General features: G+C 68.1%; 21 protein-coding genes. 14 read left to right on the forward strand and 7 right to left on the reverse strand.

The features are described from left to right. The first annotated feature begins 1 nt into the window (after position 1). On the forward strand, positions 2-1,693 hold the full coding sequence (locus EIZ44_RS01015; RefSeq protein WP_134727418.1) for an AMP-binding protein: 1,692 nt from the start codon (positions 2-4) through the stop codon (positions 1,691-1,693). A 33-nt stretch (positions 1,694-1,726) separates the two neighbouring features. Here EIZ44_RS01015 and EIZ44_RS01020 read toward each other — a convergent pair whose 3' ends face one another. Then, positions 1,727-2,515: an MBL fold metallo-hydrolase gene (locus EIZ44_RS01020; RefSeq protein ID WP_134727419.1), complete on the reverse strand. Its 789-nt coding sequence runs from the start codon at positions 2,513-2,515 to the stop codon at positions 1,727-1,729. A gap of 36 nt (positions 2,516-2,551) precedes the next feature. On the opposite strand from EIZ44_RS01020, the gene EIZ44_RS01025 reads away from it, so the two are divergent. Beyond that, positions 2,552-3,112 (forward strand): TetR/AcrR family transcriptional regulator, encoded by a 561-nt coding sequence (locus EIZ44_RS01025; protein WP_167753931.1) that lies wholly within the window; start codon positions 2,552-2,554, stop codon positions 3,110-3,112. Positions 3,113-3,158: 46 nt separating this feature from the next. On the opposite strand, the gene EIZ44_RS01030 is transcribed toward EIZ44_RS01025, so the two are convergent. The 5 genes from EIZ44_RS01030 to EIZ44_RS01050 form a co-directional block, all read right to left on the reverse strand. Further along, positions 3,159-3,515: a hypothetical protein gene (locus EIZ44_RS01030; protein WP_134727421.1), complete on the reverse strand. Its 357-nt coding sequence runs from the start codon at positions 3,513-3,515 to the stop codon at positions 3,159-3,161. Positions 3,516-3,541: 26 nt separating this feature from the next. After that, positions 3,542-4,138: a DUF6461 domain-containing protein gene (locus tag EIZ44_RS01035; RefSeq protein ID WP_134727422.1), complete on the reverse strand. Its 597-nt coding sequence runs from the start codon at positions 4,136-4,138 to the stop codon at positions 3,542-3,544. A 444-nt stretch (positions 4,139-4,582) separates the two neighbouring features. Further along, positions 4,583-4,927 (reverse strand): WhiB family transcriptional regulator, encoded by a 345-nt coding sequence (locus EIZ44_RS46140; protein WP_134727423.1) that lies wholly within the window; start codon positions 4,925-4,927, stop codon positions 4,583-4,585. 188 nt (positions 4,928-5,115) lie between these two features. Further along, positions 5,116-5,538, reverse strand: a complete 423-nt coding sequence (locus EIZ44_RS01045) for an integrase core domain-containing protein (RefSeq protein WP_167753932.1) — start codon at positions 5,536-5,538, stop codon at positions 5,116-5,118. Positions 5,539-5,714: 176 nt separating this feature from the next. Then, on the reverse strand, positions 5,715-6,665 hold the full coding sequence (locus tag EIZ44_RS01050; protein ID WP_134727425.1) for an alpha/beta hydrolase: 951 nt from the start codon (positions 6,663-6,665) through the stop codon (positions 5,715-5,717). A gap of 120 nt (positions 6,666-6,785) precedes the next feature. Between EIZ44_RS01050 and EIZ44_RS01055 the strand changes: the two genes are divergently transcribed. From EIZ44_RS01055 to EIZ44_RS01085, 7 genes are read left to right on the forward strand one after another with little or no spacing between them, the layout of a single operon-like run. Beyond that, a complete protein-coding gene (locus EIZ44_RS01055) occupies positions 6,786-7,412 on the forward strand; it encodes a hypothetical protein (RefSeq protein ID WP_134727426.1) in 627 nt (208 codons plus the stop codon). Continuing rightward, entirely contained in the window at positions 7,402-8,769 is a 1,368-nt protein-coding gene (locus EIZ44_RS01060) for a glutamine synthetase family protein (RefSeq protein WP_240691192.1), read from the forward strand. The genes EIZ44_RS01055 and EIZ44_RS01060 overlap by 11 nt, the downstream gene beginning before the upstream one ends. Beyond that, the gene (locus tag EIZ44_RS01065; protein WP_205673006.1) at positions 8,769-10,265 is read left to right on the forward strand and encodes an aldehyde dehydrogenase family protein; all 1,497 of its coding nucleotides are present in this window, start codon (positions 8,769-8,771) and stop codon (positions 10,263-10,265) included. Before EIZ44_RS01060 ends, EIZ44_RS01065 begins: the two co-directional genes overlap by 1 nt. A 7-nt stretch (positions 10,266-10,272) precedes the next feature. Continuing rightward, a complete protein-coding gene (locus tag EIZ44_RS01070) occupies positions 10,273-11,379 on the forward strand; it encodes a Zn-dependent alcohol dehydrogenase (RefSeq protein ID WP_134727427.1) in 1,107 nt (368 codons plus the stop codon). Beyond that, positions 11,376-12,125, forward strand: a complete 750-nt coding sequence (locus EIZ44_RS01075; protein ID WP_134727428.1) for a gamma-glutamyl-gamma-aminobutyrate hydrolase family protein — start codon at positions 11,376-11,378, stop codon at positions 12,123-12,125. The genes EIZ44_RS01070 and EIZ44_RS01075 overlap by 4 nt, the downstream gene beginning before the upstream one ends. Continuing rightward, entirely contained in the window at positions 12,122-13,564 is a 1,443-nt protein-coding gene (locus EIZ44_RS01080) for a flavin-containing monooxygenase (protein WP_134727429.1), read from the forward strand. Before EIZ44_RS01075 ends, EIZ44_RS01080 begins: the two co-directional genes overlap by 4 nt. Then, positions 13,557-15,104, forward strand: coding sequence for an AMP-binding protein (locus EIZ44_RS01085; RefSeq protein ID WP_134727430.1), 1,548 nt, complete (start codon positions 13,557-13,559; stop codon positions 15,102-15,104). The genes EIZ44_RS01080 and EIZ44_RS01085 overlap by 8 nt, the downstream gene beginning before the upstream one ends. A gap of 60 nt (positions 15,105-15,164) precedes the next feature. Here the strand turns inward: EIZ44_RS01085 and EIZ44_RS01090 are convergent, their stop codons facing one another. Next, a complete protein-coding gene (locus tag EIZ44_RS01090) occupies positions 15,165-16,043 on the reverse strand; it encodes an NAD(P)-dependent oxidoreductase (protein WP_134727431.1) in 879 nt (292 codons plus the stop codon). A 322-nt stretch (positions 16,044-16,365) separates the two neighbouring features. Between EIZ44_RS01090 and EIZ44_RS01095 the strand changes: the two genes are divergently transcribed. The 5 genes from EIZ44_RS01095 (at position 16,366) to EIZ44_RS01115 (ending at position 22,188) form a co-directional block, all read left to right on the forward strand. Continuing rightward, positions 16,366-16,974 (forward strand): TetR/AcrR family transcriptional regulator, encoded by a 609-nt coding sequence (locus EIZ44_RS01095; RefSeq protein ID WP_134727432.1) that lies wholly within the window; start codon positions 16,366-16,368, stop codon positions 16,972-16,974. Between the two features lie 126 nt (positions 16,975-17,100). Further along, complete coding sequence (locus EIZ44_RS01100; RefSeq protein ID WP_134727433.1) at positions 17,101-17,964, forward strand: phytanoyl-CoA dioxygenase family protein; 864 nt, start codon at positions 17,101-17,103, stop codon at positions 17,962-17,964. A 93-nt stretch (positions 17,965-18,057) separates the two neighbouring features. Next, complete coding sequence (locus EIZ44_RS01105; RefSeq protein ID WP_134727434.1) at positions 18,058-19,329, forward strand: aspartate aminotransferase family protein; 1,272 nt, start codon at positions 18,058-18,060, stop codon at positions 19,327-19,329. 99 nt (positions 19,330-19,428) lie between these two features. Further along, positions 19,429-20,877: an MFS transporter gene (locus EIZ44_RS01110; RefSeq protein WP_167753933.1), complete on the forward strand. Its 1,449-nt coding sequence runs from the start codon at positions 19,429-19,431 to the stop codon at positions 20,875-20,877. Positions 20,878-21,291: 414 nt separating this feature from the next. Then, a complete protein-coding gene (locus EIZ44_RS01115) occupies positions 21,292-22,188 on the forward strand; it encodes an ATP dependent DNA ligase (RefSeq protein ID WP_167753934.1) in 897 nt (298 codons plus the stop codon). The last annotated feature ends 246 nt before the right edge of the window (positions 22,189-22,434 follow it).

The following is a 22,434-nucleotide window of genomic DNA, read 5'->3' on the forward strand; positions in this document are numbered from 1 at the left end:
CATGGACCTCGAGACCTATCTCGACGACGTCCGCGCTCGCCAGGCCCGGGTACGGCCGGCGAACACCCCGGACCGCCTCGTGCTGCCGCTCGGCGAACTGAGCATTCCCGGGCACGTCGACCACTGGGCGCGGGAACGGCCCAACCAGCCCGCGATCGTCTACGAAGGACGGACGATCGACTACCGCGAGCTCGCCGACCTGGTCGCCCGGGTCGCCGGATGGCTGGCCGCCGCGGGCGTGCGGGCAGGGGACCGGGTGGCGGTGGACCTGCCGAACTGCCCGCAGTTCACCGTGGCGATGCTGGCGGTTCTGCGGCTCGGCGCGGTGCACGTGCCGGTGAACCCGATGTTCCAGCGGGAGGAACTCGTCTACGAACTCGCCGACAGCGGCGCGACGGTCCTGGTCGCGGTCGACACCGTGCTGCCGGTCGTGGCGGCCGCGCTGCCGGAGACGCGGGTGCGGCAGGTGCTCGTGACGGCGCTGGGGGAGTTGTCTGCGGCGGGCGGTTCCCCGGTGCTGCCCGCCGGTTTCGCTGCCACCGCCTGGGCGGAAGCGACCGCGCACCCGCCCGCGCCGGAGCACCCGGCCGACCTGGACGCGTTGGCGGCCTTGAACTACACCGGCGGGACGACCGGTCTGCCCAAAGGCTGCCAGCACACGCAGCGGCACATGCTCTACACCGCGGCGACGGCCGTGGCGGCGACCGGGCACACCGTGGAGACCGGGTATGTGCCGTTGTGCTATCTGCCGGTTTTCTGGATCGCCGGCGAGGATCTGGGAATCCTGAACCCGCTCGTCCTCGGCGGCACGTCGGTGCTGATGACCCGGTGGGACGCGGAAGCCGCCCTGACGGCGATCGAACGGCACGGCGTGACGTCGATGGTCGGCACGGTGGAGAACTACCTTGAACTCCTGGAGCGCCCCGACCTCGCGGCCCGCGACCTGTCCAGTCTCAAGATGCCGATGGCGGTTTCGTTTGTGCGCAAGCTGACCCAGGACGTGCGCGCAGCGTGGCGCGAGGTCGTCGGCGCGCATTCGGTGCTTTGCGAAGCGGCGTACGGGATGACTGAGACGCACACCTTCGACGCGACGCCGTACGGCATGGCGGACGAAGACCAGGACCTGTTGGCGGAGCCAGTGTTCTGCGGTGTCCCGATGCCCGGCACAGACCTCGCTGTGGTCCGCTTCGGCACCCTCGACCCGCTCCCGCTCGGCGAAGCGGGGGAGATCGTGGTGCGCAGCCCGTCGGTGATGACCGGTTACTGGAACCGCCCCGACGCGACGGCCGCGCAGTTGACTGGCGGCTGGCTGCACACCGGCGACAACGGCCGCCTCGACGAGAACGGCTGCCTGCACTATCTGGGGCGGGACAAGGATTTGATCAAGGTCAAGGGGATGAGCGTGTTCCCGGCCGAGGTGGAACTCCTGCTGTCCCGGCACCCCGCGGTCCGCACCGCCGCGGTCGTGCCCGCGGAGCATCCGGAATCGGGACAGGTGCCGGTGGCGTTCGTGAGCCTCGCCCCGGACGCGTCGGTGACCGCCTCGGACCTGCGCACGTGGGCGAAAACCGCGATGGCGCCGTACAAAGTGCCGCTGGTGGAGGTCGTCGGCGAGTTCCCGATGACCGCGACGGGCAAGATCCGCAAGACCGAACTCTCCGCCCGGGCGCAGCGCGTGGCCGACGAGCACTGAACCCAGTTCGGCTCTCGCCCAGGACGAAACCCCTTAGTACCGGAGCGCCCACCGGCCAGGTTTCGTCGGAACCAGACGAGACCGGATCCCGGCTTCGGCGAACTCGCGCTCCAGATCAGCGAAATTCTCGCTGTAGACGGACCAGCCCTCGTGATGGACCGCGACGACCTGGCCGACGTCGAGCAACGCGGCCACGTCAGCGGCCCGGGCGGAGGTGAGAGTCAGCGCCCGCCCCGCGTTCTTGCCCGGCACCCGCGCGGCCCCAGCGTGCAGAACCGCGACGTCGATGCCGGGAAACGCCGCCCCGATCGCCTTGACCGGCCCGATGCCCGCGTTGTCGCCGCTGACGTACACCGTGGGCAGCCCGGCGGATTCCAGGACGAACCCGTGGACTTCGGTGTTGATGTTGCCGGCGTCGTCGCGCTCTCCGTCGAGGGGCCCGTGCTGCGCCGGAACCACGTGCACGCGAACCTCCGCTATCCCGTGCACCTCGAAATCGCCAAGCCCGATCGCCGGAGCCCCGAGGCGCTCGGCACTCTGCCTGCCCGTGACGATCAACGGAGCGCGCCGGGCGAAAACCCGGCCCTCGCGGTCGAAGTTGTCCCAGTGCAGGTCATGGCTGAGCAGAACCGCGTCCACCCTCCCCAACGCGGCGGGCGAAACCGCCGGACCTGCGGTCTTGCGATACGCGCCGTAATCGCCGGGCGGATCGAAGGTCGGATCGGTCACGAACCGCAGCCCGCCGTAGTCGATGACCGCCGTCGGCCCTCCGACCGTGCCGATCGCGAAACGGTGCCGGTCCGGAGTGATGTCTTCGCTCATGCAGCGACCATACCTAGAGGTAGGTATGCTTGGGGCGTGAGCGACAACCGCACGAAGCTGATCGAGACGGGCGCAGAGCTGATCTGGCAGTCCGGCTACACAGCGACGAGCCCGCGCCAGGTGATGGCCGCCAGCGGGGTCGGCCAGGGCAGCTTCTACCACCACTTCCCGGCGAAGACCGACCTGGGAGCAGCCGCGATCGCCGCGAACGCGAACGCCGTCGTCGCAGCTGCGGAGTCCGCCCTCGCCGGAACAGAACCCGGTCTAGTCCGATTGCGCCGCTACCTGCTGGACGAGCGAGACGCGCTCGCCGGATGCAAGATCGGCGGTCTCACGTACGACCGCGCGGTACTCGACGACCCACGCCTGTCCGAGCCCGTCGGGGAGGCCTTCCGCCGCGTCGCCGAATTGCTCGAGCCCGCGATCCAGGACGCTCAGGAAGCCGGTGCCGTACGGGCCGACCTCCCGGCGGCGGAGCTGGCGACGATGGTGCTGTCAGTAGTCCAGGGCGGCTACGTCCTGGCCCGCGCCCGCTCGGACGCGAGCCTCCTTCGGCAGGCCGCGTCCACCGCGTACGCACTGCTCGCCCGCGGTTGACGTCAGGCGAGCTCTTTTGTTCTCCGGCTTGGCACCGGGTGCGCAGCTACGAGAACAGCTTGGTGAGCCGATCAAGGAGCTGGCCGAATCTGTCGACGTCAAGCGGATCGTTCCACCCGGGCGCCTCCACGATGCCGATGCCGTCGTCGACGCCGTTATAGAACATGAAGTCCGCCCAGCCGCCGGCGAACAGCACGATGATTCCCAGCTGCGTGCCTTTGGCGAGCTCAACGCCGATCGAATCGGCGTCGGCGACCGTCGCGCGATCAGTCGTGATCCGGTGCGGCCATCCGTCGCACTCCCGCCAGGTGGTCTCGCCCGCGAGAATGCCGAGCGTGCGCCAGCCGACGCGCCGTTGTGCGATCTGCTGCTCGGCCGCGTCGAGGTCGATGTTGTTGTCCACGAAGCCAGTCTGGCCGTGGTTCTCAATCATGGACCGTCCGGCAACTGCCTGCGACGTCGCCGGGGAATCGATCCGGCCGGAAGCGCGGCATCGAGCACGAGCGCCGTGTCAGCGACCAGGCCGGTCAGCGTCGCAGCCAGCCTGTATAGCCCGGTGCCCTCCACCATCGCCCCGCCGTCGGGGGAGATGCCGCAGGCCCGCATCTCGGCGACCAGACTGTCGGGGCGGCTTCCTGTCCGGACGGAGGGATTGATCGGGTCGAACTGGCACCACTGTTCGCCGTCGCGCCAGTAGCTGAAGTTCTCCATCCCCGATCCGGTGCGAAAAACCTGCACGACCTCACGCCCGCGGGACAGCGCGGCGAGGATCTCCGATTTGGTAGCCGCCAGGGATTCCAGCTCGACGACCACCGCCCACTGACCGTCCTGCGCGATGCGAATGCCGCTGTTGGTGCTGTTTGTCAAGTCGCCCAACGAGAAGGGCGTGGCCACTGTCCCGAACGGCTGCGCGGCGAGCACCCTGAAGATCTCGTCCAGGGATGCATCCCGGACGAAGGTCAGGCACACCATGACCACCGACGGATCATTGGTCCAGCCGAAAGGTTCGTCCCCCACATCCGACACCCCGGGAATGCTATCCGGCCCGCAACCCGCTTTTCCCATTGATCGGGGGAGAGCCCGGATCACCCTCCACATCGGACGCGGCGGGGTCCCCATCTGGTCCCCAAGCGGCTGCTGGGGACGTCGTGGGCAAGACCAAGTCCCCGAAGCAAAAAAGCCGCCCGACCTGGGTTCTCACCCAAGCCAAGCGGCTTGTTCGTCCGGTCGGGCTGACAGGATTTGAACCTGCGACCCCTTGACCCCCAGTACTTGGAGGCTGGACGTTGTGCTCGCCAGTGTCTTTCCAGCTCGGCGTCGAGCATATCATAGTCAGTTTTGAAGTCTGCGCCGAACTGGTGCGTTCGTGGTATAGACGCTGGTTAGTCAAGCGGTGACATGGAGGTGGGCGCGTGATTCCGAGTGTCGCGGTGGGATGGTTGCGTGACGTGAGGCGCGCGGCCTTTGGGGCTAGTGGAGTTGTCGACGACTTCGCTCGTAGCGACTGTGTGCATGGCGACAGGTTCTGCATCGGCATCCGTGCTTCGCGTAGCGGGCGTTTGTCCCGTGTGATGGCAGGATCCGAACCTTGGCTGTGCCTGCGATCAGTTCGCGCTCGTCGGGGGTTAAGCCGCCCCGGACGCCCCACGCGTCACATTCCTCGACTGCTTCTCTTAAACATGCCGTACGCACCGTGCAAGAGGCGCAGATCAGGCGGCACAGTTCAATTTCATCTGGATTCGTGGAATGCCAGTCGAGACTGGTTCGGTCACGGCATGCGGCATGCCGGTACCATTTATTCGAATACGCGCACATTTGCTCATCGAGTCTCAGGAGTTCCCCGGCGTCGGGCGCGGGAGCTAAGCAGGGCGAGGCCTGAAAGTGAGCTCTTTTAGCAGACTCCGCGCGTTGCGCGCGGGTTTCCGCGTCCAGGGCACCGGTTGGGTCGACTTGAGGTTTCCCCGAACAGTGGGCAGTTCTTCAAGCAGCTTTCGCTGCGCCTATCAGGACTGCTCGTAACACGCGGGATTGAGCATCCCGACCGAGGAGCGACGCCGCTTGTTTTTGTAGTGTCCGATCCAATTGTCAACCGCAGCAACGAGTTCCGCCTTGGTGGCAAACGTGTGACGGTAGTAGTACTTGTGCTTGAACGTCGACCAGAACGATTCCGCAGGGCTGTTGTCCCAACATATTCCCGTATCGCTCATCGACCGCGCCGGCTCGTGTGCGGCGCTGGCTTCGGGGGCCAATGCCGCGGTGAACTCCCCGCCGCGGTCGGAATGCGGCACCGTGCCGGCGGCGGTGTCGCGGCAGGCGACCGCCGCGTCGATCGCCTGGCACACCATGTCCGCGTCGATGTGGTCGGCAACGACTGCCCGAGCATCCCGGCGGCGGGTACGGGGCCGGCGAGCGATGGCGTCGATCACCAGGCATGCGCCCGGCGCGCGGCTCAGCACGGGGCAGGAGCGTGAATGCCAAAATTCGTGCGGGAACGCGCATGCCCGTCAGTCAGTTCGCGGACGTTGCCGTCGCCGAGAGGGCAGACGGCACCGCCCCCGCCAGCGGCAAGGACGCAGACTTTCGCGATCGGCCGCTGATTTCTTCACCGGCCGAAGTGCGCCCGCAGGTGACGCGCCGCATCGGTCGCCGCTGACTCGGCCTTCCCGATCGTCGCCACCTCGGTGAAAAACCCGTGCGGGACACCGTCGTATCGGCGGAGTTCCACGTCGGCTCCGTCGGACTGGGCAAGTGTCGCGAAGTCCTCGTAGTCCGATCGCAGCACGTCCACCTGTGCGGCCACGAGGAAAGTCGGCGGCAGGGCGGACAGTGCGTCCGACAAACAGGGAACCGCTCGCGAGTCCTGGTCTGCGCCGTAGAGCGACCAGAACCAGAGAGCGTCTGCCTTGCAGAGGATCGGCGCGTCCTCGAAGGCATCCCAAGACGGTCCCGAATGAGTATCGGACGTCGCGGGGTAGGCGAGGACCAATGCACACGGCATGGGGCGTTCCGCCGCGGCCAACGAGGTGCAGACGGACAGTGCGAGATTCCCGCCCGCGCTGTCGCCGGCCAGGGCGATCCGGGAAGGGTCGGCGCCGAGGGACGCGGCTTCTTCGAAGATCCAGTCATAGACCCGCAAGCAGTCGTCCGCGGCCGCGGGGAAGACATGCTCGGGAGCGCGTCGGTACTCGACTGAGATCACGACACAGCCCGCTTCGGCGCACAAGAACCGGCACAGGTCGTCGACACCGTTGAGCGTTCCCACGACGAATCCGCCGCCGTGGGCGTACATCAGCACGGGGAGATCGACTGCGGGCGAAGGCCGGTAACAGCGCACTCGCAGCGGGCCGGCCAGGCTGTCGATCATGCGCTCGTCGACGCTGTGCACGGGGCGGATCGGGTGGCGCGGTGCCTCGGCGGCGTCGAAGAGCCTGCGCACGCCCTCAACGCCGTACTGCGCGTACGGCGGGGGAGGTGCGTCGCCGAGCAAGGTCTGCGCAAACGCGCGCGCGTCGTCGTCGAGCAGGTCGAGCATCGCGAGAACGGACAAACCCATCGGAGTCCCCTTTTCAGGCCGTTGATCTCGGGTTTTGCCGCGGAAATACGGCGGCGGGTGTTGACAGGACTTCTGATTAGATCACATGATTAAGTCGCCCGATCGGAAAGTGAGGCAGCGATGTCCGAATCCCCGACTCCCGCGGTGGGTGTGCTCGACCGGCCGACCCCGATGGTGCTGTCCGTAGCGCGCCGGCTGCGCGAAGCGTTCTCCCGCGGCGAAGTTTTCACGGCGGCCGACGAACCCCGAGTGATCGGTCTGTCGTCCGCCACCGATGCCCAGAAGGCGTTCGTGACCTTCACCGGAACGGAGGTCACGGTCTCCGCGGACAGCCTCGCGCCCGCTCAGGTCGCCTGGGACGTGCGATGGCCGGATCCGGTGCCGGCGGAGGCGGACCCGGAGGCGCTGAACGGTTTCGCGGGAGAGGTGCGGACGCTGCTGACCGGGCTCGACGTCGACTGGCGTTCGGCAGCGGAAACGTTCTGGGAGCGCGCGAAAACGCTTCCCGGTATGCCGGGCGGGCTGTCGGTGTACTGCTTCGACGAGGACGCGGCGGCCGAATTCGGCGACGTCGCGAACGAGGGCTACGGACTTCTCGGCACCGCCGCCGCGCTGGCCCGGATGTTCGGCGGCAGTTCGCTGCTGTCGGAGGAACTCGGGGGCGGCGAACTGGCCCTCAACGGCCCGTTGTCCGGATTTTCCGCGCTCGTCGGCGCGAACCTGAAGGTGGTGTGCGGTGAACTCTGACCGGCTGAGCGCGATGGCATCCGTTTCACGGGTACGCCTCGAGGCGACCAACAACGACGGCGTCTTCATGGGCAAGACGCTCTCCGCGGCGAAGTACCGCGCGGGCGGCGGCAAGGGCGTCGCCCTGCCCGATCTGGCGCTGGGGCTGGACCTCAACAACCATTCCGCGCTCGGCTTCGGCTATCCGGCCTGGCGGCGCGACGGGCTGATCACCGACATCGTGCTGCGGCCGGACGAGGACACCCTGGTCGAATGGAAGCCCGGCATGGCCTCGGTGATCGGCGATTTGTGGACGCTGCAAGGGGAACCGGTCGGGGCCGACCCGCGCCAGGCGCTCAAGCGGATCGTCGCCGCCTACCGCGAGCGCGGGCTGAGCATCCAGGCGTGCGTCGAGATCGAAGCGACCGTGTTCGAGGAATCCGTCCATCAGGCTCGCGCGCAGAAGTACCAGGACCTCACCCCGCTCGGCGGCACTGCCGGAGCGGCGCTGGTGCACGCGAAGTCCGCGGACTACACGGAGTACCTGGAAGCGGTCGCGGCGCGCTTCGACGAGATCGGAATCCCTTGGGAGGCCTGGTCGGACGAGGCTGCGACCGGCCAGATCGAGTTCAACATCGCCCCCGCCGACCCGGTCACCGCCGCCGACTACTGGGCGCGGGCCCGCCAGATCATGCGCGAGGTCGCCTATTCCCTCGGCCGGTCGGTGACGTTCATGTCGAAATGGTCCGCGGCCTACGGACAGGGCGCGCACCTCAACGTCTCGGTCAGCGACGAGGACGGCAACATCTTTTTCAACGCCGCCGCGCCGGCCGAACCGTCCGAGCGCATGCTGCATTTCCTCGGCGGCGTAATGGGAACTCTCGAAGCGTCGACCAGTTTCGCGCTGCCGACCATCACTTCCTACCGACGCCTGATGGAGCTGGAAGGCCCGCCGACCACGCAGACGTGGGGCGTGGCCAACAAATCCTGCGCCGTGCGCGCGGTGCTCGCCGACGCCGCGGCGACCCGGCTCGAATACCGGCTGCCTGCCGCGGATTCCAACATGTACTCGACGCTCGCCGTCTTCCTCGCCGGCGGTCTCCTCGGGCTGGACGAGAAAACCACGCCGCCGCCGGCGTTCGACGGGATGGCGTGGGCGCTGGCTCCCGGCAGCGTCGCGCCGGTTCCCAAGAACCTGTACGACGCGATCGCGGCGCTCGAGGCCGACGACCAGCTCCGCAAGTACCTCGGGGAAGAGTTCATCGACTACTGGATCGGCCTGCGCCGCTGGGAATGGCTGTCGTTCCATACCGAGGCCGACCGCGACGACGCCCAGCTTTCGGTGTGGGAGTTCCAGCGCTACTTCGAGCTCGCCTGATGGCGGGCGAGGAACGCCTGCGCGCGCTGGCCGCCGCCGTCCCCGCGTCCTTCGGGATGTGGGAGGGCGGCGGCTGGTCCAAGGCGAGCAGCGGCGAGACGCTTCCCTTGCGCGATCCCTGGTCGGGCGAACACTTCACCACGGTCCCGGCCGCCGGGCTTGTCGACGTCGCGCGGATCGTGGGGGAGGCCCAGGCCGTTTTCGAGGGCGGCAGCTGGTCTCGCCTGGCACCCACGGCACGGGGCCGAATCCTGCTGGCCTGGGCGGACCTCATCGAGCGGAACGCCGACGAGCTGGCCGTCCTGGTCTCCCGCGAGATGGGCAAGCCGGTCCAGCAAGCCCGCGATTTCGAGGTCGTCTCGGCGGTGCGGAACCTGCGCTGGTACGGCCAGCTGGCGGACAAGCTGATGGACGATTCCCCGCGTGGTCTCCAGGACGCGGTGGCTCTCGTGACCCGCGAGCCGCTGGGCGTGGTCGCGGCCATCACTCCGTGGAACTTCCCGCTCAACCTCGCGATGCTCAAGCTGGCCCCTGCCCTCATGGCCGGAAACAGCGTTGTCCTCAAGCCTGCTTTGCAGACCTCGGCGTCGTCGCTGCGGCTGGCCGAGCTGAGCAGCGAGGCCGGGCTTCCGGACGGGGTGCTCCAGGTCGTGACCGGGCGCGGCTCGACGGTCGGCTCGGCGCTCGGTCGGCACCACGGCGTCTCCTGCGTGACGTTCACCGGCTCGACCGAGATCGGCCTGCAGCTGCTCGGCTATGCGGCGGAGTCCAACGGTAAAACGGTTTCGCTCGAACTCGGCGGCAAGTCACCGAACGTCATCTTCGCGGACGCGCCCGATCTCGAGCGCGCCATCGACACCGCGGCCTGGGCGTTCACCTTCAACACCGGGCAGATGTGCACCGCGGGGTCACGGCTGTTCGTGGAGCGCTCGGTGTACGACCAGGTCGTCGAAGGGCTCTGCGCGCGGGTGTCCGTGCTCTCGATCGGCGATCCGCTGGACCCGGGCACCGACCTCGGGCCGTTGAGCAGCCGCACCCAGCGCGACACAGTTCTCGAGTACATCCAGTCGGGCCTGCGCGACGGCGCCACATTGCGCACCGGGTCGGAACACGCGCTGGACGAAGCACGCTCTCTGGTCGCACCGGCGGTGTTCACCGGCACGACCACGTCGATGCAGATCGCTCGCGAGGAAATTTTCGGGCCGGTCGTCTGCGTCCAGCCGTTCCGCGAGGAAAGCGAAGCGCTGCGGCTGGCCAACGACACCGTTTACGGACTCGGCGCGTCGGTGTGGACCTGCGACGTGTCGCGCATCCACCGGATGGCCCGCGGGATCAACGCCGGGAACGTCTGGGTCAACTCCTACGAGGAAGGCGTGCCGTCAACTCCGTTCGCGGGCCGGAAGCTGTCCGGCAACGGCGCGGACAAGGGCACCTATGCCCTGGACAAGTACTGCCAGCTGAAAACCACCTGGATCGCCCTCGAGCCCGGGAGCTGAAAGAGCCATGCCCGTACCCGTCACCGCCGCGGTGCTCAACGACGCGCCCGGCAAGCTCGAGCTGGAAACGCTCGTCCTGGACGATCCCGGCCCGGACGAGGTGCTGATCGACGTGCACTACGCCGGTCTGTGCCGTTCGGATCTGCACGAGATCGAAGGCACGTGGCCTGCGTCGTGCCCGACCCTGCTGGGGCACGAGGCGTCCGGCGTCGTGCGGCGCGTGGGCGAGCGGGTTCGTTCGCTGCGGCCCGGCGACCACGTCGTGACGTGCTTGAGCATCTACTGCGGCAGTTGCCGGTTCTGCCTGTCGGGCCGGATGACCCTGTGCCCGCACCGGGGTTCGCTGGGGAGCCGTTCCCGGCCGGTTCTGGTCAACGAGCGGGGACGGCCGGTGCATCCGACGGCACGGCTCGGCGCGTTCGCCGAGGCGATGGTGGTGCACGAGCACTCCGTCGTGCGCATCCCGGAACGGATGCCGCTCGGCGCTGCTTCGGTGCTGGGCTGCGCCGTCGTGACCGGGTTGAGTTCGGTGTTCCGGAGCGCGCGGGTGGAACCGGGATCGACGGTCGCTGTCGTCGGCTGCGGGGGGATCGGCATCGCGGCGATCCAGGGCGCCCGCCTCGCCGGTGCACGCGAGATCATCGCGGTCGACGCGGTCGAGGCCCGCTTGACCGACGCGAGACGGTTCGGCGCCACCCTGACTGTCCGGTCCGGACAGGAGGACGCGGTCGAGGCAGTCCGGGAGCTGACCCAAGGCGGGGTCGATTACTCCTTCGAGGCGGTCGGGCTCGCGGCCACGGTGGAGCAGGCCTTCGCCATGCTCGGCCCGGGCGGCACCGCGACCGTCGTCGGCCTGGTGCCGGACAGCCAGCCGGTCTCGATCCGCGCCTCGGAGCTGTTCCTGCGGGAAAAACGGCTCCAGGGCGCGCTGATGGGCTCCAACCAGTTCCCCTCCGACATCCCCGGTTACATCCGCTACTACGAGCAGGGCCGGCTGAACCTCGACGACATGCTCTCGGCGACCGTCCCGCTCAACCGGATCAACGAGGGGTTCGAACTGATGAAAAACGCCGGCGGCACCAGGGTTCTCGTCGCGATCGGGGGAGACGCGTGAAACCCGTGATCGCGATTACCGGGCGGCGGATCTCGGCGCGGACGCTCAACGGCGTCGACAGCCGGTGGGCAGCCTGCCAGGCGGACATGTTCTGGGCGGAATTCGGCATGAAGATCGCCGAGGCGGGCGGGATTCCCGTCCAGCTGCCCTACGAAAGCGCGGGGCCGGAGGTCATCGGACGCGTCGACGCCCTGGTCCTTACCGGCGGCCAGGACGTCGATCCGGAGAACTGGGGAGGGCCGCCCCCGGCCCACAGTCCGACCGACGGCGAAATCCTGGTCATCGACCGCCGCCGCGACGAGTACGAGATTTCCCTGGCTCGCCACGCGATCACGCGCGGAATCCCGGTCCTCGGGATCTGCCGGGGCACTCAGGTCCTCAACGTCGCCCTCGGCGGCACGCTGGTTCCGCATCTGATCGACGGCGAGATCACGCACTACTCCCTCGCCGCCGTCCCGGATCGGCGGCCGGACCGCGAACATCCGGTCGATTTCGCGTCCGGATCGCTGGCCGCGGCGCTCTACGGAGCACAGCGACCGGCCAATTCCTGGCACCACCAGGCTGTCGACCGCCCCGGAGAGGGGCTGGTGATCTCCGGACGAGCGCCCGACGGCGTGGCCGAGGCGATCGAAATACCGGGCCGTCCGGTCCTCGGCGTGCAGTGGCATCCCGAGGCGTCCGAAGGACTTGAGCCGTGCTTCGCCTGGCTGATCGACCAGGCATCGACGACAGGGAGCCGAGCATGACCAGCCCGCCAGAGGTCGATGTCGTCATCGTCGGCGCCGGCATCACCGGCATCGCCGCGGCAGCCGAGCTTCAGCGCGCCTGCCCGGACAAGAGCTATGCCGTGCTGGAGATGCGCGATTCCGTGGGCGGCACCTGGGATCTGTTCCGCTACCCGGGCATCCGCTCCGACAGCGACATGTACACGCTGGGCTTCGGGTTCAAGCCGTGGGTCGAGCCGGAAGCGATCGCGTCCGGCGCGTCGATCAAGAGCTATCTGGCCGAAACCGCCGACCAGTTCGGGATCAGCGAGCGGATCCGGTTCGGGACCCGCCTGGAGTCCGCGTCCTGGAGCAGCGCGGACAGCACGTGGACCCTCGGGGTGCGCGACGCGTCCGGCGAGGACCGGGTGCGATGCCGGTTCCTTTATCTCGCCACCGGCTATTACAGCTACCGCGGCGGGTTCAACCCCGCGCTTCCCGGCGAGGAGTCGTTCGAGGGCCGGATCGTGCACCCGCAGGAGTGGCCGGACGACCTCGACTGCAGGGGCCGGAACATCGCGGTCATCGGCTCGGGCGCCACCGCCGTGACGCTCATTCCCAGTCTCGCGGACCAGGCCGCGAAAGTGACGATGGTCCAGCGCTCGCCCACGTACGTCTACATCGCGCCGACTGTCGACCCCGAGGCCGAGCAGTTGCGCGAGGAGATCGGCGCGGAGAAGGCGTTTCACGAGATCCGCCTGCGCAACCTTCACAATCAGCAGGAAACGTACCGGCACGCGCGCGAGAATCCGGAGGAGTTCAAAAAGCTGATCTTCGACGCCATCGACGAGGTCGTCGGCGCCGACGTGCGCGAAGCCCATTTCACCCCGGACTACGAGCCCTGGGACCAGCGTGTGTGCGTCGTGCCGGGAGGCGATCTGTTCCGGGCGATCCGCGACGGAGCCGCGGAGGTGGTGACCGGCCACATCGAGCGAGTCACCCCGACCGGCTTGGCCATGCGGGACGGGACAGAGGTCGGCGCCGACCTCATCGTCAAGGCGACCGGGCTGAACGTCGTCATGGGCGGCGAGGCGACGTTCGAGGTCGACGGGGAGCCCGTCGACCTCGGGCGCAGCTGGACCTACAAGGGCTTGGCTTTCTCCGGCGTGCCGAACCTGGTCTACGGCTTCGGGTTCGTCAACTCGTCGTGGACCCTGCGAATCGAGATCGTCAACGAATTCTGGTGCCGCGTTCTCCAGCACATGGACAAGACCGGCGCCACGCGGGTCACTCCGGTGCCCGCTGACGACGCGATGCCGCGGCTGCCCTACACCCCGGGCGTCACCTCCGGGTACATGCAGCGAGCTGCCGACCGGGTGCCGGCGCAGGGGGACCGCGAGCCGTGGGTCAACCCGCAGAACTACGCCGAGACGGTCCGGCTCTTCGAAACGGTCGACGACGGGGTGCTCCGCTATGGCTGACTCTTCGCACGCGTGGGCGGCGATGACGCCCACCGCGTTCCTGGACCGGGCGGCCGCGGCGCACGGCTCGCGAATCGCTGTCGTCGACGGCGAACAGCGTTGGAACTACACGGAATTCCGTGACCGGTGTCGCAGGCTCGCCGGAGGGCTTCGCGCGGTCGCGGCCGGACGGCCGGTGGCGGTACTGGCCCCCAATACCCATGTCGCCCTCGAAGCGCACTACGGCGTGCCGTGGGCCGGAGTTCCGTTGGTAGCGCTCAACACCCGGCTCGGCACGCGGGAACTGACCTACATCCTGGAGCACTCGGACGCCGGAGTTCTCGTCTACGACCCGTCCTATGCCGAGATCGTCGGCGAGGTCCGCGCGGCGCTGAAGACTCCGCTCGTGGCCATCGATGCGGGCTCCGCCTACGAAGACCTGCTCGCGGGGGCTGAGCCGGTCCAGGAGGAAGTCGCCGACGAACGGTCCCTGCTCGCGGTGAACTACACCTCCGGCACCACCGGACGCCCGAAAGGCGTGATGTACCACCATCGCGGGGCGTATCTGCAGGCGCTGGCGATGGCGAACCAATTCGCGCTCAGCCCGCACACCGTCCACCTGTGGACCCTGCCGATGTTCCACTGCAACGGCTGGTGTTTCACCTGGGCGGTCACCGCGGCCGGCGGCACGCACGTCTGTCTGCCCAAGGTGGAGCCCTCGGAGATCTGGAGGCTGATCCAGGAGGAAGGGGTCACGAGTCTCAACGGCGCACCGGCGGTTCTCGACCTGATCGCCCATTTCGAGGGTGCTTCGCCGCTGTCTCGGCAAGTTTCCGTGGGCACCGGCGGCGCACCCCCGGCACCGGCCGTGCTCCGCCGGACGACCCGGCTCGGGTTCGACGTCACGCATCTCTACGGGCTGACGGAAAGCTTCGGTCCCGCGCTCGTCTGCGAGCCCGTGCCGGAGTGGCAAGACCTGGCCGAGGAGACCGTCGTGCGGCTCAAAGCGCGCCAAGGCGTCGGCAACCTCGTGTCCCTGCCGCCCCGGGTGGTCGACGGCCACGGCGGCGACGTGCCCGCCGACGGCGCGACGGTCGGGGAGATCGCGCTCCGCGGCAACAACGTCATGCTCGGCTATCTCCGCGACGAGGCGGCCACCCGGGGGGCGATTCCGGACGGCTGGTTCCGCACCGGCGACCTGGCGGTGCGCCACCCCGACGGCTATGTCGAGATCCGCGACCGGAGCAAGGACGTCATCATCAGCGGCGGCGAGAACATCGCCAGCGTCGAGGTCGAGCACGTGCTGGCTGAGCATCCGGCAGTGCTCGAAGCCGCGGTCGTCGGAGCGGCGGACACCCGGTGGGGCGAGATCCCCGTCGCGTTCGTGCAACTCGCGCCGGGCGCCTCTGCCACCGCTGAAGAACTCGTGGACCACGTGAAGGCCCGGCTGGCGCGCTACAAAGCTCCTCGCCTCGTAGTCTTCGGGCCCCTGCCGAAGACGTCGACCGGCAAGACGCAGAAGTTTCTCCTCCGCGCCCGTGCGGCCGAGGAACACTTGTAGCCAGTTGGCGACCTCCGGTCGCGCGGGCCGTCAGCAAGGCCCCGCGCGACCGGAGGCGGTCTATCGCGTGCGGTAGAGATTGAAGAGCGCGTACAGGGACTGGGCGCCGAAGCCGGCTTCGACTCCGCGCTTGAGCAGACCTGTCGCGGCCTCGAACATGGGTGCCGACTCCAGCCGCTCGGAGATGGCGTCGCGGAACGGCCCGACGCCTGCGTGGTACACGTCGATCGTCGCCTGGTCCGTGGAGAAGTCTCCGGTCTCCAGCGCCTCGGCGAACTGGTCTTGCGCGGCGTGCAGAACCTCTTCCAACTGCCGGGCCAGCTGAACCATTTCGCTCACGGCGACCCCGCTCGCCGTGACGAAGCGCGCGGCCTCGATGAAGGCGAGGATGCTGGTCCCGTAGAACGCGCCGACCCCGGCGATGTCGAGCACGTTCGCTCCGTGCGCGTCGTTGGACACGTGCCGGGAGGCTCCTCCCAAGCTGCGCACCAGTTCCCGGTGCGACTCCCAGACCTCCAGCGGCCCGGCGACGAGCAGCTGGCACTCCGGGCCGCCGATCTGCTCGGGGAACGCCAGAACCGCGCCGTCGAGGTAGTGCACTTCTTGTTTGTCCGCCCATCGCGACATCCGGTTGGCGTCGCCGGGAGCGCCGGTCGTCACGTTGATCAGGGTGTGCCCGGCCGGCAGGTCCGCGTCTTCAAGGACGTTCTCGAGAACTTCGTAAGTACTGAGGCAGGCGAGCGTCGTCCGGGCCGAGCCCACCGCTTCGCGCGCACTGCTCGCCGTTCGCGCTCCGAACCGCTCGAGGGACTGGGCTTTCTCCGCTGACCGGTTCCAGGCGGTCAGGCTGCGTCCCCCGGCGAGAACCGCGCGGCCGAGCGCGGCTCCCATGTTCCCGCAGCCCAGGAGCGCGACGTCGAATTCTGCTTGCTCGTCCATGAGTCTCCCAACATCGGTTCACCGGGATTAGCGGGGAAGCGGCGAGCGCGTGTCGAACAGGGACGGCCGCGCGGGCGTTGTTGGCCGGCGGGCGGGGCACCTGGGGCTTCCCTGGTTGTGACCTGTCGCACGGACTGTAGGCGTGCTTGGTCATCCGATCAAGCCGTTTGATTAGATCAACTGTGCAGACCGCGGCGCGGCGGAGTCGGGACATTTCCGGCTTCCAGTGCGAGTCGGTCGGCTCCGGTCTCGCCGCGTTCGTACAATTGACTTGGTCAAAAGCCCAGGACGGAGACGTCCAGGGGGGAACGAGGGAGATCCGATGGCGCACGTGCCGACGCAGGTCCGTTCGGAACAGTTCATCGACGCAGCGGTCCGCATCATCGCCGAGCAGGGGGTGCCGCGCGCGACGACGCGGCGGATCGCGGAAGCGGCGGACGCCCCGCTGGCGTCGCTGCACTACTGCTTCCGGGACAAGGACGGTCTTTTTCTCGCCGTCTTCCAGCATCTCGCGGACGAGGCCGCCTCGACGTTCGCCTCCCTGGAGCCGGCTGAGCTGGAGGTGACGGTCACGCGGCTCGTCGAATTCATGGGGCGCTGGGTCGTCGAGCACCCGGACTACGCGCTGGCGCAGGTCGATCTGTACCTGTGGATGGCCCGGCACCGGCCGGCGCTCGCGGCCGAATCGGCCGAGGTGTACCTCCGGTCGGTGGCGGACGTCCTGCAGCGCTCCGCCGGCCCGTCCGTGCCCGCCGACCGCATCAAAGCCCTCGCGTCAGTGCTGGCGGGCGTTGCCGACGGGCTGGTCGTGCAGCGGGCGGCCTTGCGGGGCCAGGCGCACGTCGACGCCTATGTCGCGGCGTTCCTCCCTGCCGTTCCGGGGCTGTGCGCCCGTGCGCGCGGGGAGGAATCCGCCTCGGACGCCTCGTAGTCCGATTCCTCCGCGACGATTCGCGGTTCGCCTCTTGACACCTCATGGGACGCCGCTCACACTCTTGGTCACTCGACCAGATCAAATGACCAAGACGCTTGGTCGGGCGTCGGAGTGGAGAGAGCGATGACTACCGAGACCAAGGCCGCACTGCGTTCCGTCGAGGTCGCGACGCCGCTTGCCGAGATCCTCGAGATCGTCGCGCAGGACGGCGGCGTGATCATCAAGAACTTCTTGTCGGCGGACCAGATCGCCCGGTTCAACGCCGAAGTCGACGGGCCGATGACCGCGCTGTCGCCCGGGTCGAAGCACGAGGACGAGACGGTCGCCGAATTCCACGGGAGCAACACGAAGCGGCTGACCAACCTGGTGACGCACAGCAAGACGTTCCGCGAGGAGGTTCTCGACAAGGACCTGATCCACTCGCTCTGCGACGCCCTTTTCCTCGAACAGTCCGGCACCTACTGGCTCACCACGGCGCAGCTGATCGAAATCGGCCCAGGCAACAAGGCGCAGATGCTGCACCGGGACCTGGAGAACTGGTACCCGTTCGTCGGCATGGGGCCGCAGGGGCCGGAGGCGTGCGTGAACTTCATGATCGCGTTCACCGATTTCACCGAGGAGAACGGCGCGACGCGGGTGATCCCGGGGAGCCACCTCTGGGACGACTTCGAGGACCGCGGCTGCCCCGAGGACACCATCCCCGCGGTGATGAACGCGGGCGACGCGTTCTTCTACAGCGGCAAGACCGTGCACGGCGGCGGCGCGAACGTCACGACCGACGAGTACCGCCGCGGGCTTGCCTTCCCGTTCAACCTCGGGTTTCTCACCGGCGAGGAGGCTTACCCTTTCCTCGTCGACCTGGATATCGCGCGCACGCTTTCGCCGCGGGTGCAGCGGATTCTCGGCTTCCGGTCCCAGTACCCCATCGGTTCGCCCGGCCTCTGGCAGGTGGACTACGAGGAGCTGGGCGACTACCTCGGGCTGTGAGCCCGTCCGGCCGGTTCGCACGACGGGCCCGGGTGCCGGAGAGCGGCGGATCGCTCTCCGGCGGGCCGGACCCCTTGTCCCGAGGGAAGATTCATGGCCATCGATTCGTCCAGGACCGCCTACGAACGCACGAAGCGGAGCGTCGGAGGCGGAGTCAGCTCAGGACTTCGCGCCGCGATGCGGCCGGTCCCGTTGTTCGTCGAGAGCGCCCGCGGAGCGCATCTGTGGGACCTCGACGGCGACCGCTACGTCGACTACGTCATGGCTTGGGGCCCGCTGGTGCACGGCCACAGCCACCCTCGCGTGATCGACGCGGTCGCCCGGGCGATGACCTCGATGCAGGTCGTCGGCATGGGCCACCGTCTCGAGTATGAAGCCGCGGAAGCGGTCCTCGAGTCAGTGCCGGGAGCCGAGCGTCTCTTGTGGACCAACACCGGGACGGAGGCGGTGCAGATCGCCTTGCGGCTCGCCCGGGCCGCAACCGGACGGCATCGCGTCGTGAAGTTCACGAAGGCTTATCACGGCTGGCACGACAGCGTTTACGCGAGCCTCGGCACCGGAGACACTGGCGAAACCGCGGTTCCCGCCAGCCGCGGCCAAAGCCCAGACGCCTGTGCTGACCTGATCATCGCGCAGTTCAACGACATTTCCGGAATCGAGGCGCTGCTCGCCGAGGCGGAGGAACGCCGGATCGCCGCCGTGCTCGTCGATCCGATCATGAGCAACGCGGGCGTGCACGCCCCGGCACCGGGTTTTCTTGAAACGTTGCGGCGTTTGTGCGACGCGCACGGCGTGGTGCTGATCTTCGACGAGGTCATCACCGGGTTCCGGATCGCACGCGGGGGAGCCGCCGAACTGTTCGGCGTGCGCCCGGACCTCTCCACCTTCGGAAAAGCCATCGCCGGAGGTTTCACGCAAAGCGCGGTCGCCGGACGCTGCGACATCATCGACCTGGTGGAAGACGGCGTCACGCATGCGGGCACCTTCAACGGAAACCCGGTGGCACTGGCCGCGGTAACGGCGTCGATGGAACTGGCGGCGGAGCCCGGCGTCTTCGACCGGCTCGACGCTATGGGTGCGGCCTTCGAAAAGGTCATCGGCGACGTGCTGCTCTCGGCTGACATCCCGGGCTCGCTCCGGCGCGTCGGTTCGCTGCTGCAATTCGTCCCGCACGGCGAGCAGACGAGCCTGCACGGCACCGGCGGCCTCTGGGCCGAAATCACCGGCGGAATGCTCGGCGCGGGCGCCGTTTTCATGCCGTCGGGAAAGATCTTTCTCAGCACCGCACACTCGATCGCCGACATCGAGCAGACCGCGGCGGCTCTCGAACGAGTTCTCAGGCAGGTTAGCGCGGATCCGCGCTAATGCCGTCAACCGCCATTCCACGAGACTGACGATTGCGCTTGACACTCGGGCCTATTTCCAAGAACGCCTGTTCTTCACTGTCGAATAGGGATGAACCGAATGACTCAAGACAACGATTCCGCCGTAGTTTCCGCCATTCCGGTCACCGAGCGCGCCGCCCGGCGAACAGCGCTGATCGGCGTTTCCTGGTTGTTGTGCACCGTGACGATCGCGGTCGCCTTCATGCTCGCTCCGCTGCTGCCGGCCATGGAGTCCCAGTTCCGGATCGGCGTCTCGGCCGCGACGTGGGTCTTCACTGTCCTGGCGCTGGGCAGCGGCGCCGGGTTCGTGCTCATCCCGCGGATGCAGGACGTCGTCGAGGACCGCACGATGCTGCTCGGGTCTGGGCTGTTGAACGTCGCGGGCGCCCTCGTCGCGGCGATCGGCGACTCGTATCCGGCTTTGCTCGTCGGATCCGCGATGCTCGGCTTCGGCAGCGCTGCCCAGATGCTCCCGCTCGGCTTCTTGCGGCGCAACCTGACCGGCGCGTCCATCGCCACGGCCGTCAGCGTGTTGATCATGACTACCGGCACGGGCGTGGTCGCCGGAATGGTCGGCGGCGGTCTCGCCGTGAAATATCTGTCCCTGCAGTCGTTCTTCTACATCCTCGCCGCGGCCTTCGCGGTGACGACTGTCGCCTTGCTGATCGTGGTGCCGCCGTCGCGGCCCGCCTCGTCCGCGCGCATCGAAGTCCTCGGCACCGCATGGATGATCGCGTGGGTGAGCCTGGTGCTGCTCGCCGTCTCCGAGGTGAGTGTCTGGGGCGTTGTCAGCCTGCTGGTATTCGTGGCCGGTGCGGTGCTCGGAGTGTTCTGGGCCCGCGCGGAACGCAACTCGAAGGCCGCGATCTTCGATCTCAGCCTGCTCAAAAAGCCTTTCGCGACGACGGCCTGCGTGTCTTCGTTCCTCTTCGGCGCCGTCGACGCGGGTTTCGTCCTCCTCGTGACGTACTACACCCAGACCCCGAGCGAGGTCGGCTACGGCCTCGGTGCGGACGCGCTCTCCACCAGCCTTCTGATGCTTCCCTTCGCGTTGACGATGTTCATCAGCGGCAAGGCCGCCGAGCGGATGGTCCAGCAGGGGAGGCCCGCCGTGATTCTCGCGGGCGGGGCCGCGATCTGCATGGCCGGGCTGCTGTGGCTGGCGGTCGCGCACGAGCACACCTGGCAGTACCTCGTCGGCTCGGCGATCGTCGGCCTCGGAAGCCGCGCCGGCTACAGCGGATCGTTCGCTGTCCCGCAACTCGTCGTCAGCGACGAACAGGCCGGAATGGCCGCTGGCCTGCCCGGGACGGTCATGATGATCGGCTCCGCGTTCGGCGCCGCGGTGATCACGGTCGTCCTGTCGCTTTCCTTCATTCCCGGTCTGCCCGGCGTCCCGGTAGCTTCCCTGTACACGGCCGGATACGTGGTCACGGCGCTGTTCCCGGTCGCGATCCTCGCGGCGGTCGTCCTGTCGACGCGACGCCATCCGGGAGCGTTCAAAGCGCTCATGACGCAGCACCCATAGGAGGGCGGGCGGACCTGCCGCCGCGGCTGGCTTCTCGGCGGCTTTGTTCCCGGCTGGCAATGTCTCGGAGCGCTCAGCCGCCGCGGCGATGGCGGGTCCGCGATACGTTCTCATGCATGCCAGCAGTGGCACACGGCGACCGCACGCCGTCGTGGCCGCGTCTGGCGGGGTCTTCGACGGTGCCCCCTAACCGAACACCTTCCGAACAGGCAAGTCGCCCAAATCGTGCAAGAGCTCATGAGTGGCAAGATCAGCTCTGTGCCTGCGAGCACTGCCGGGACTGTAAAACGAGCGGCTCTGGCGCACCTTCGGTGGTGTGATCCGGTGGTCCGCGGCCGAGACGGGTCGAGGGATTGCCATGATCGTTTGTGGCTGAGATGGCGAACCTGGTCGGTGCTCCGTCCGATGACGGCAATGCCTGGCCGTCTTCCGGTCAATCAACGAGGCTGGGCCTGGGAACTGAAACAGCCCGGCTCCCGGACACTGGCGGTGATCGACGGCGACGCGGTCGACCTGCTGGGGCCCGAGGGCGAACCGGTGACGGGCGCCTACCCCGCGCTGGCGAGGCTGGCTCGTGATCTGGGCGGCCGGCGGATGGTGCTCGACGGCGTGCTCGCCGACGGTTGCCGCCAGGTCTGCCGAAACGGCCCGTGCTACCGCGTTTTCGACCTGCTGAGCGTCGACGGGCAGGACCTCGTCGCCGAGCCGTATCTCGTCCGCCGGAGGCTGCTCGCCAGCCTCGCGCTCACCCGCTCCGCCATCGTCGAAGTACCGCCCCACCACCAAGAACTCACGCCGGCTCAATTGGCACAGCTCGCGCGCGAACACGACGCCCCGGGCATCATCGGCAAACACCTGACTTCGCCCTACCAGCCCGGGCACGCCTCCCCGGACTGGGTCGAACTCGACCTGCTCCGCGGCTGCGAGGCCGTCATCGGCGGCTGGCAGCCCGACCCCGCCGACACCGAACGACTGGAATCGGTCTTGCTGGGCGTCTACGACGAGGCCCAGCGACTAGTCCACATCGGACGAGTCGGCAAAGGATTCACCGACGCCTCCCGCCGCGCTCTCGGCTCGATCCTGAACGAGCTGTCCACCGACACGTGCCCATTCGCTCGCCGACCCCCAGCCAGCAACCGCAACCGCCCACGCTGGGTCACGCCCACCCTCGTCGCGGACATCGACTACCGCGCGATCGACCACAATGGACAGTTGCGGAGAGCATCGTGGCGGGGACTGCGCACCGACATCGACCCGCACGATCCGATATGGAGCGGATCACTGCGACTGCAACTGTTGCGACCTGGCTGATTACGTGTCGGCCGGACCTGTGATCTCGTCAATTGACGACATTGGACAGCCGCTCCCGCAGGACTGGAGCTGTTCCTGCTCCAGCAGCAGCCAATGTATCGGCGGGTGCGCCTAGCCAGATAGTAGGAGATGTGCACCGGGTCGAGGAGCCGTCCTACGGTTCTTCGCAATTCGACGGTCGCACTCGTCAGCAGTCCGTGGGTCTGTCAAACGAGTGGCTCTGGCGCACTTTCGGTGGTGCTATCC

This window comes from Amycolatopsis nivea (genome assembly GCF_004522235.1).
Lineage (GTDB): Bacteria > Actinomycetota > Actinomycetes > Mycobacteriales > Pseudonocardiaceae > Amycolatopsis > Amycolatopsis nivea.

Bases quoted from the DNA above. Each gene is read 5' to 3' on its own strand.
- EIZ44_RS01020 (WP_134727419.1), bottom strand. From the start codon at position 2,515: ATGAGCGAAGACATCACTCCGGACCGGCACCGTTTCGCGATCGGCACG.
- EIZ44_RS01085 (WP_134727430.1), top strand. From the start codon at position 13,557: ATGGCTGACTCTTCGCACGCGTGGGCGGCGATGACGCCCACCGCGTTC.
- EIZ44_RS01015 (WP_134727418.1), top strand. From the start codon at position 2: ATGGACCTCGAGACCTATCTCGACGACGTCCGCGCTCGCCAGGCCCGG.
- EIZ44_RS01080 (WP_134727429.1), top strand. From the start codon at position 12,122: ATGACCAGCCCGCCAGAGGTCGATGTCGTCATCGTCGGCGCCGGCATC.
- EIZ44_RS46140 (WP_134727423.1), bottom strand. From the start codon at position 4,927: ATGTGCGCGTATTCGAATAAATGGTACCGGCATGCCGCATGCCGTGAC.
- EIZ44_RS01090 (WP_134727431.1), bottom strand. From the start codon at position 16,043: ATGGACGAGCAAGCAGAATTCGACGTCGCGCTCCTGGGCTGCGGGAAC.
- EIZ44_RS01115 (WP_167753934.1), top strand. From the start codon at position 21,292: ATGCCTGGCCGTCTTCCGGTCAATCAACGAGGCTGGGCCTGGGAACTG.
- EIZ44_RS01105 (WP_134727434.1), top strand. From the start codon at position 18,058: ATGGCCATCGATTCGTCCAGGACCGCCTACGAACGCACGAAGCGGAGC.
- EIZ44_RS01065 (WP_205673006.1), top strand. From the start codon at position 8,769: ATGGCGGGCGAGGAACGCCTGCGCGCGCTGGCCGCCGCCGTCCCCGCG.
- EIZ44_RS01110 (WP_167753933.1), top strand. From the start codon at position 19,429: ATGACTCAAGACAACGATTCCGCCGTAGTTTCCGCCATTCCGGTCACC.
- EIZ44_RS01100 (WP_134727433.1), top strand. From the start codon at position 17,101: ATGACTACCGAGACCAAGGCCGCACTGCGTTCCGTCGAGGTCGCGACG.
- EIZ44_RS01070 (WP_134727427.1), top strand. From the start codon at position 10,273: ATGCCCGTACCCGTCACCGCCGCGGTGCTCAACGACGCGCCCGGCAAG.
- EIZ44_RS01050 (WP_134727425.1), bottom strand. From the start codon at position 6,665: ATGGGTTTGTCCGTTCTCGCGATGCTCGACCTGCTCGACGACGACGCG.
- EIZ44_RS01095 (WP_134727432.1), top strand. From the start codon at position 16,366: ATGGCGCACGTGCCGACGCAGGTCCGTTCGGAACAGTTCATCGACGCA.
- EIZ44_RS01055 (WP_134727426.1), top strand. From the start codon at position 6,786: ATGTCCGAATCCCCGACTCCCGCGGTGGGTGTGCTCGACCGGCCGACC.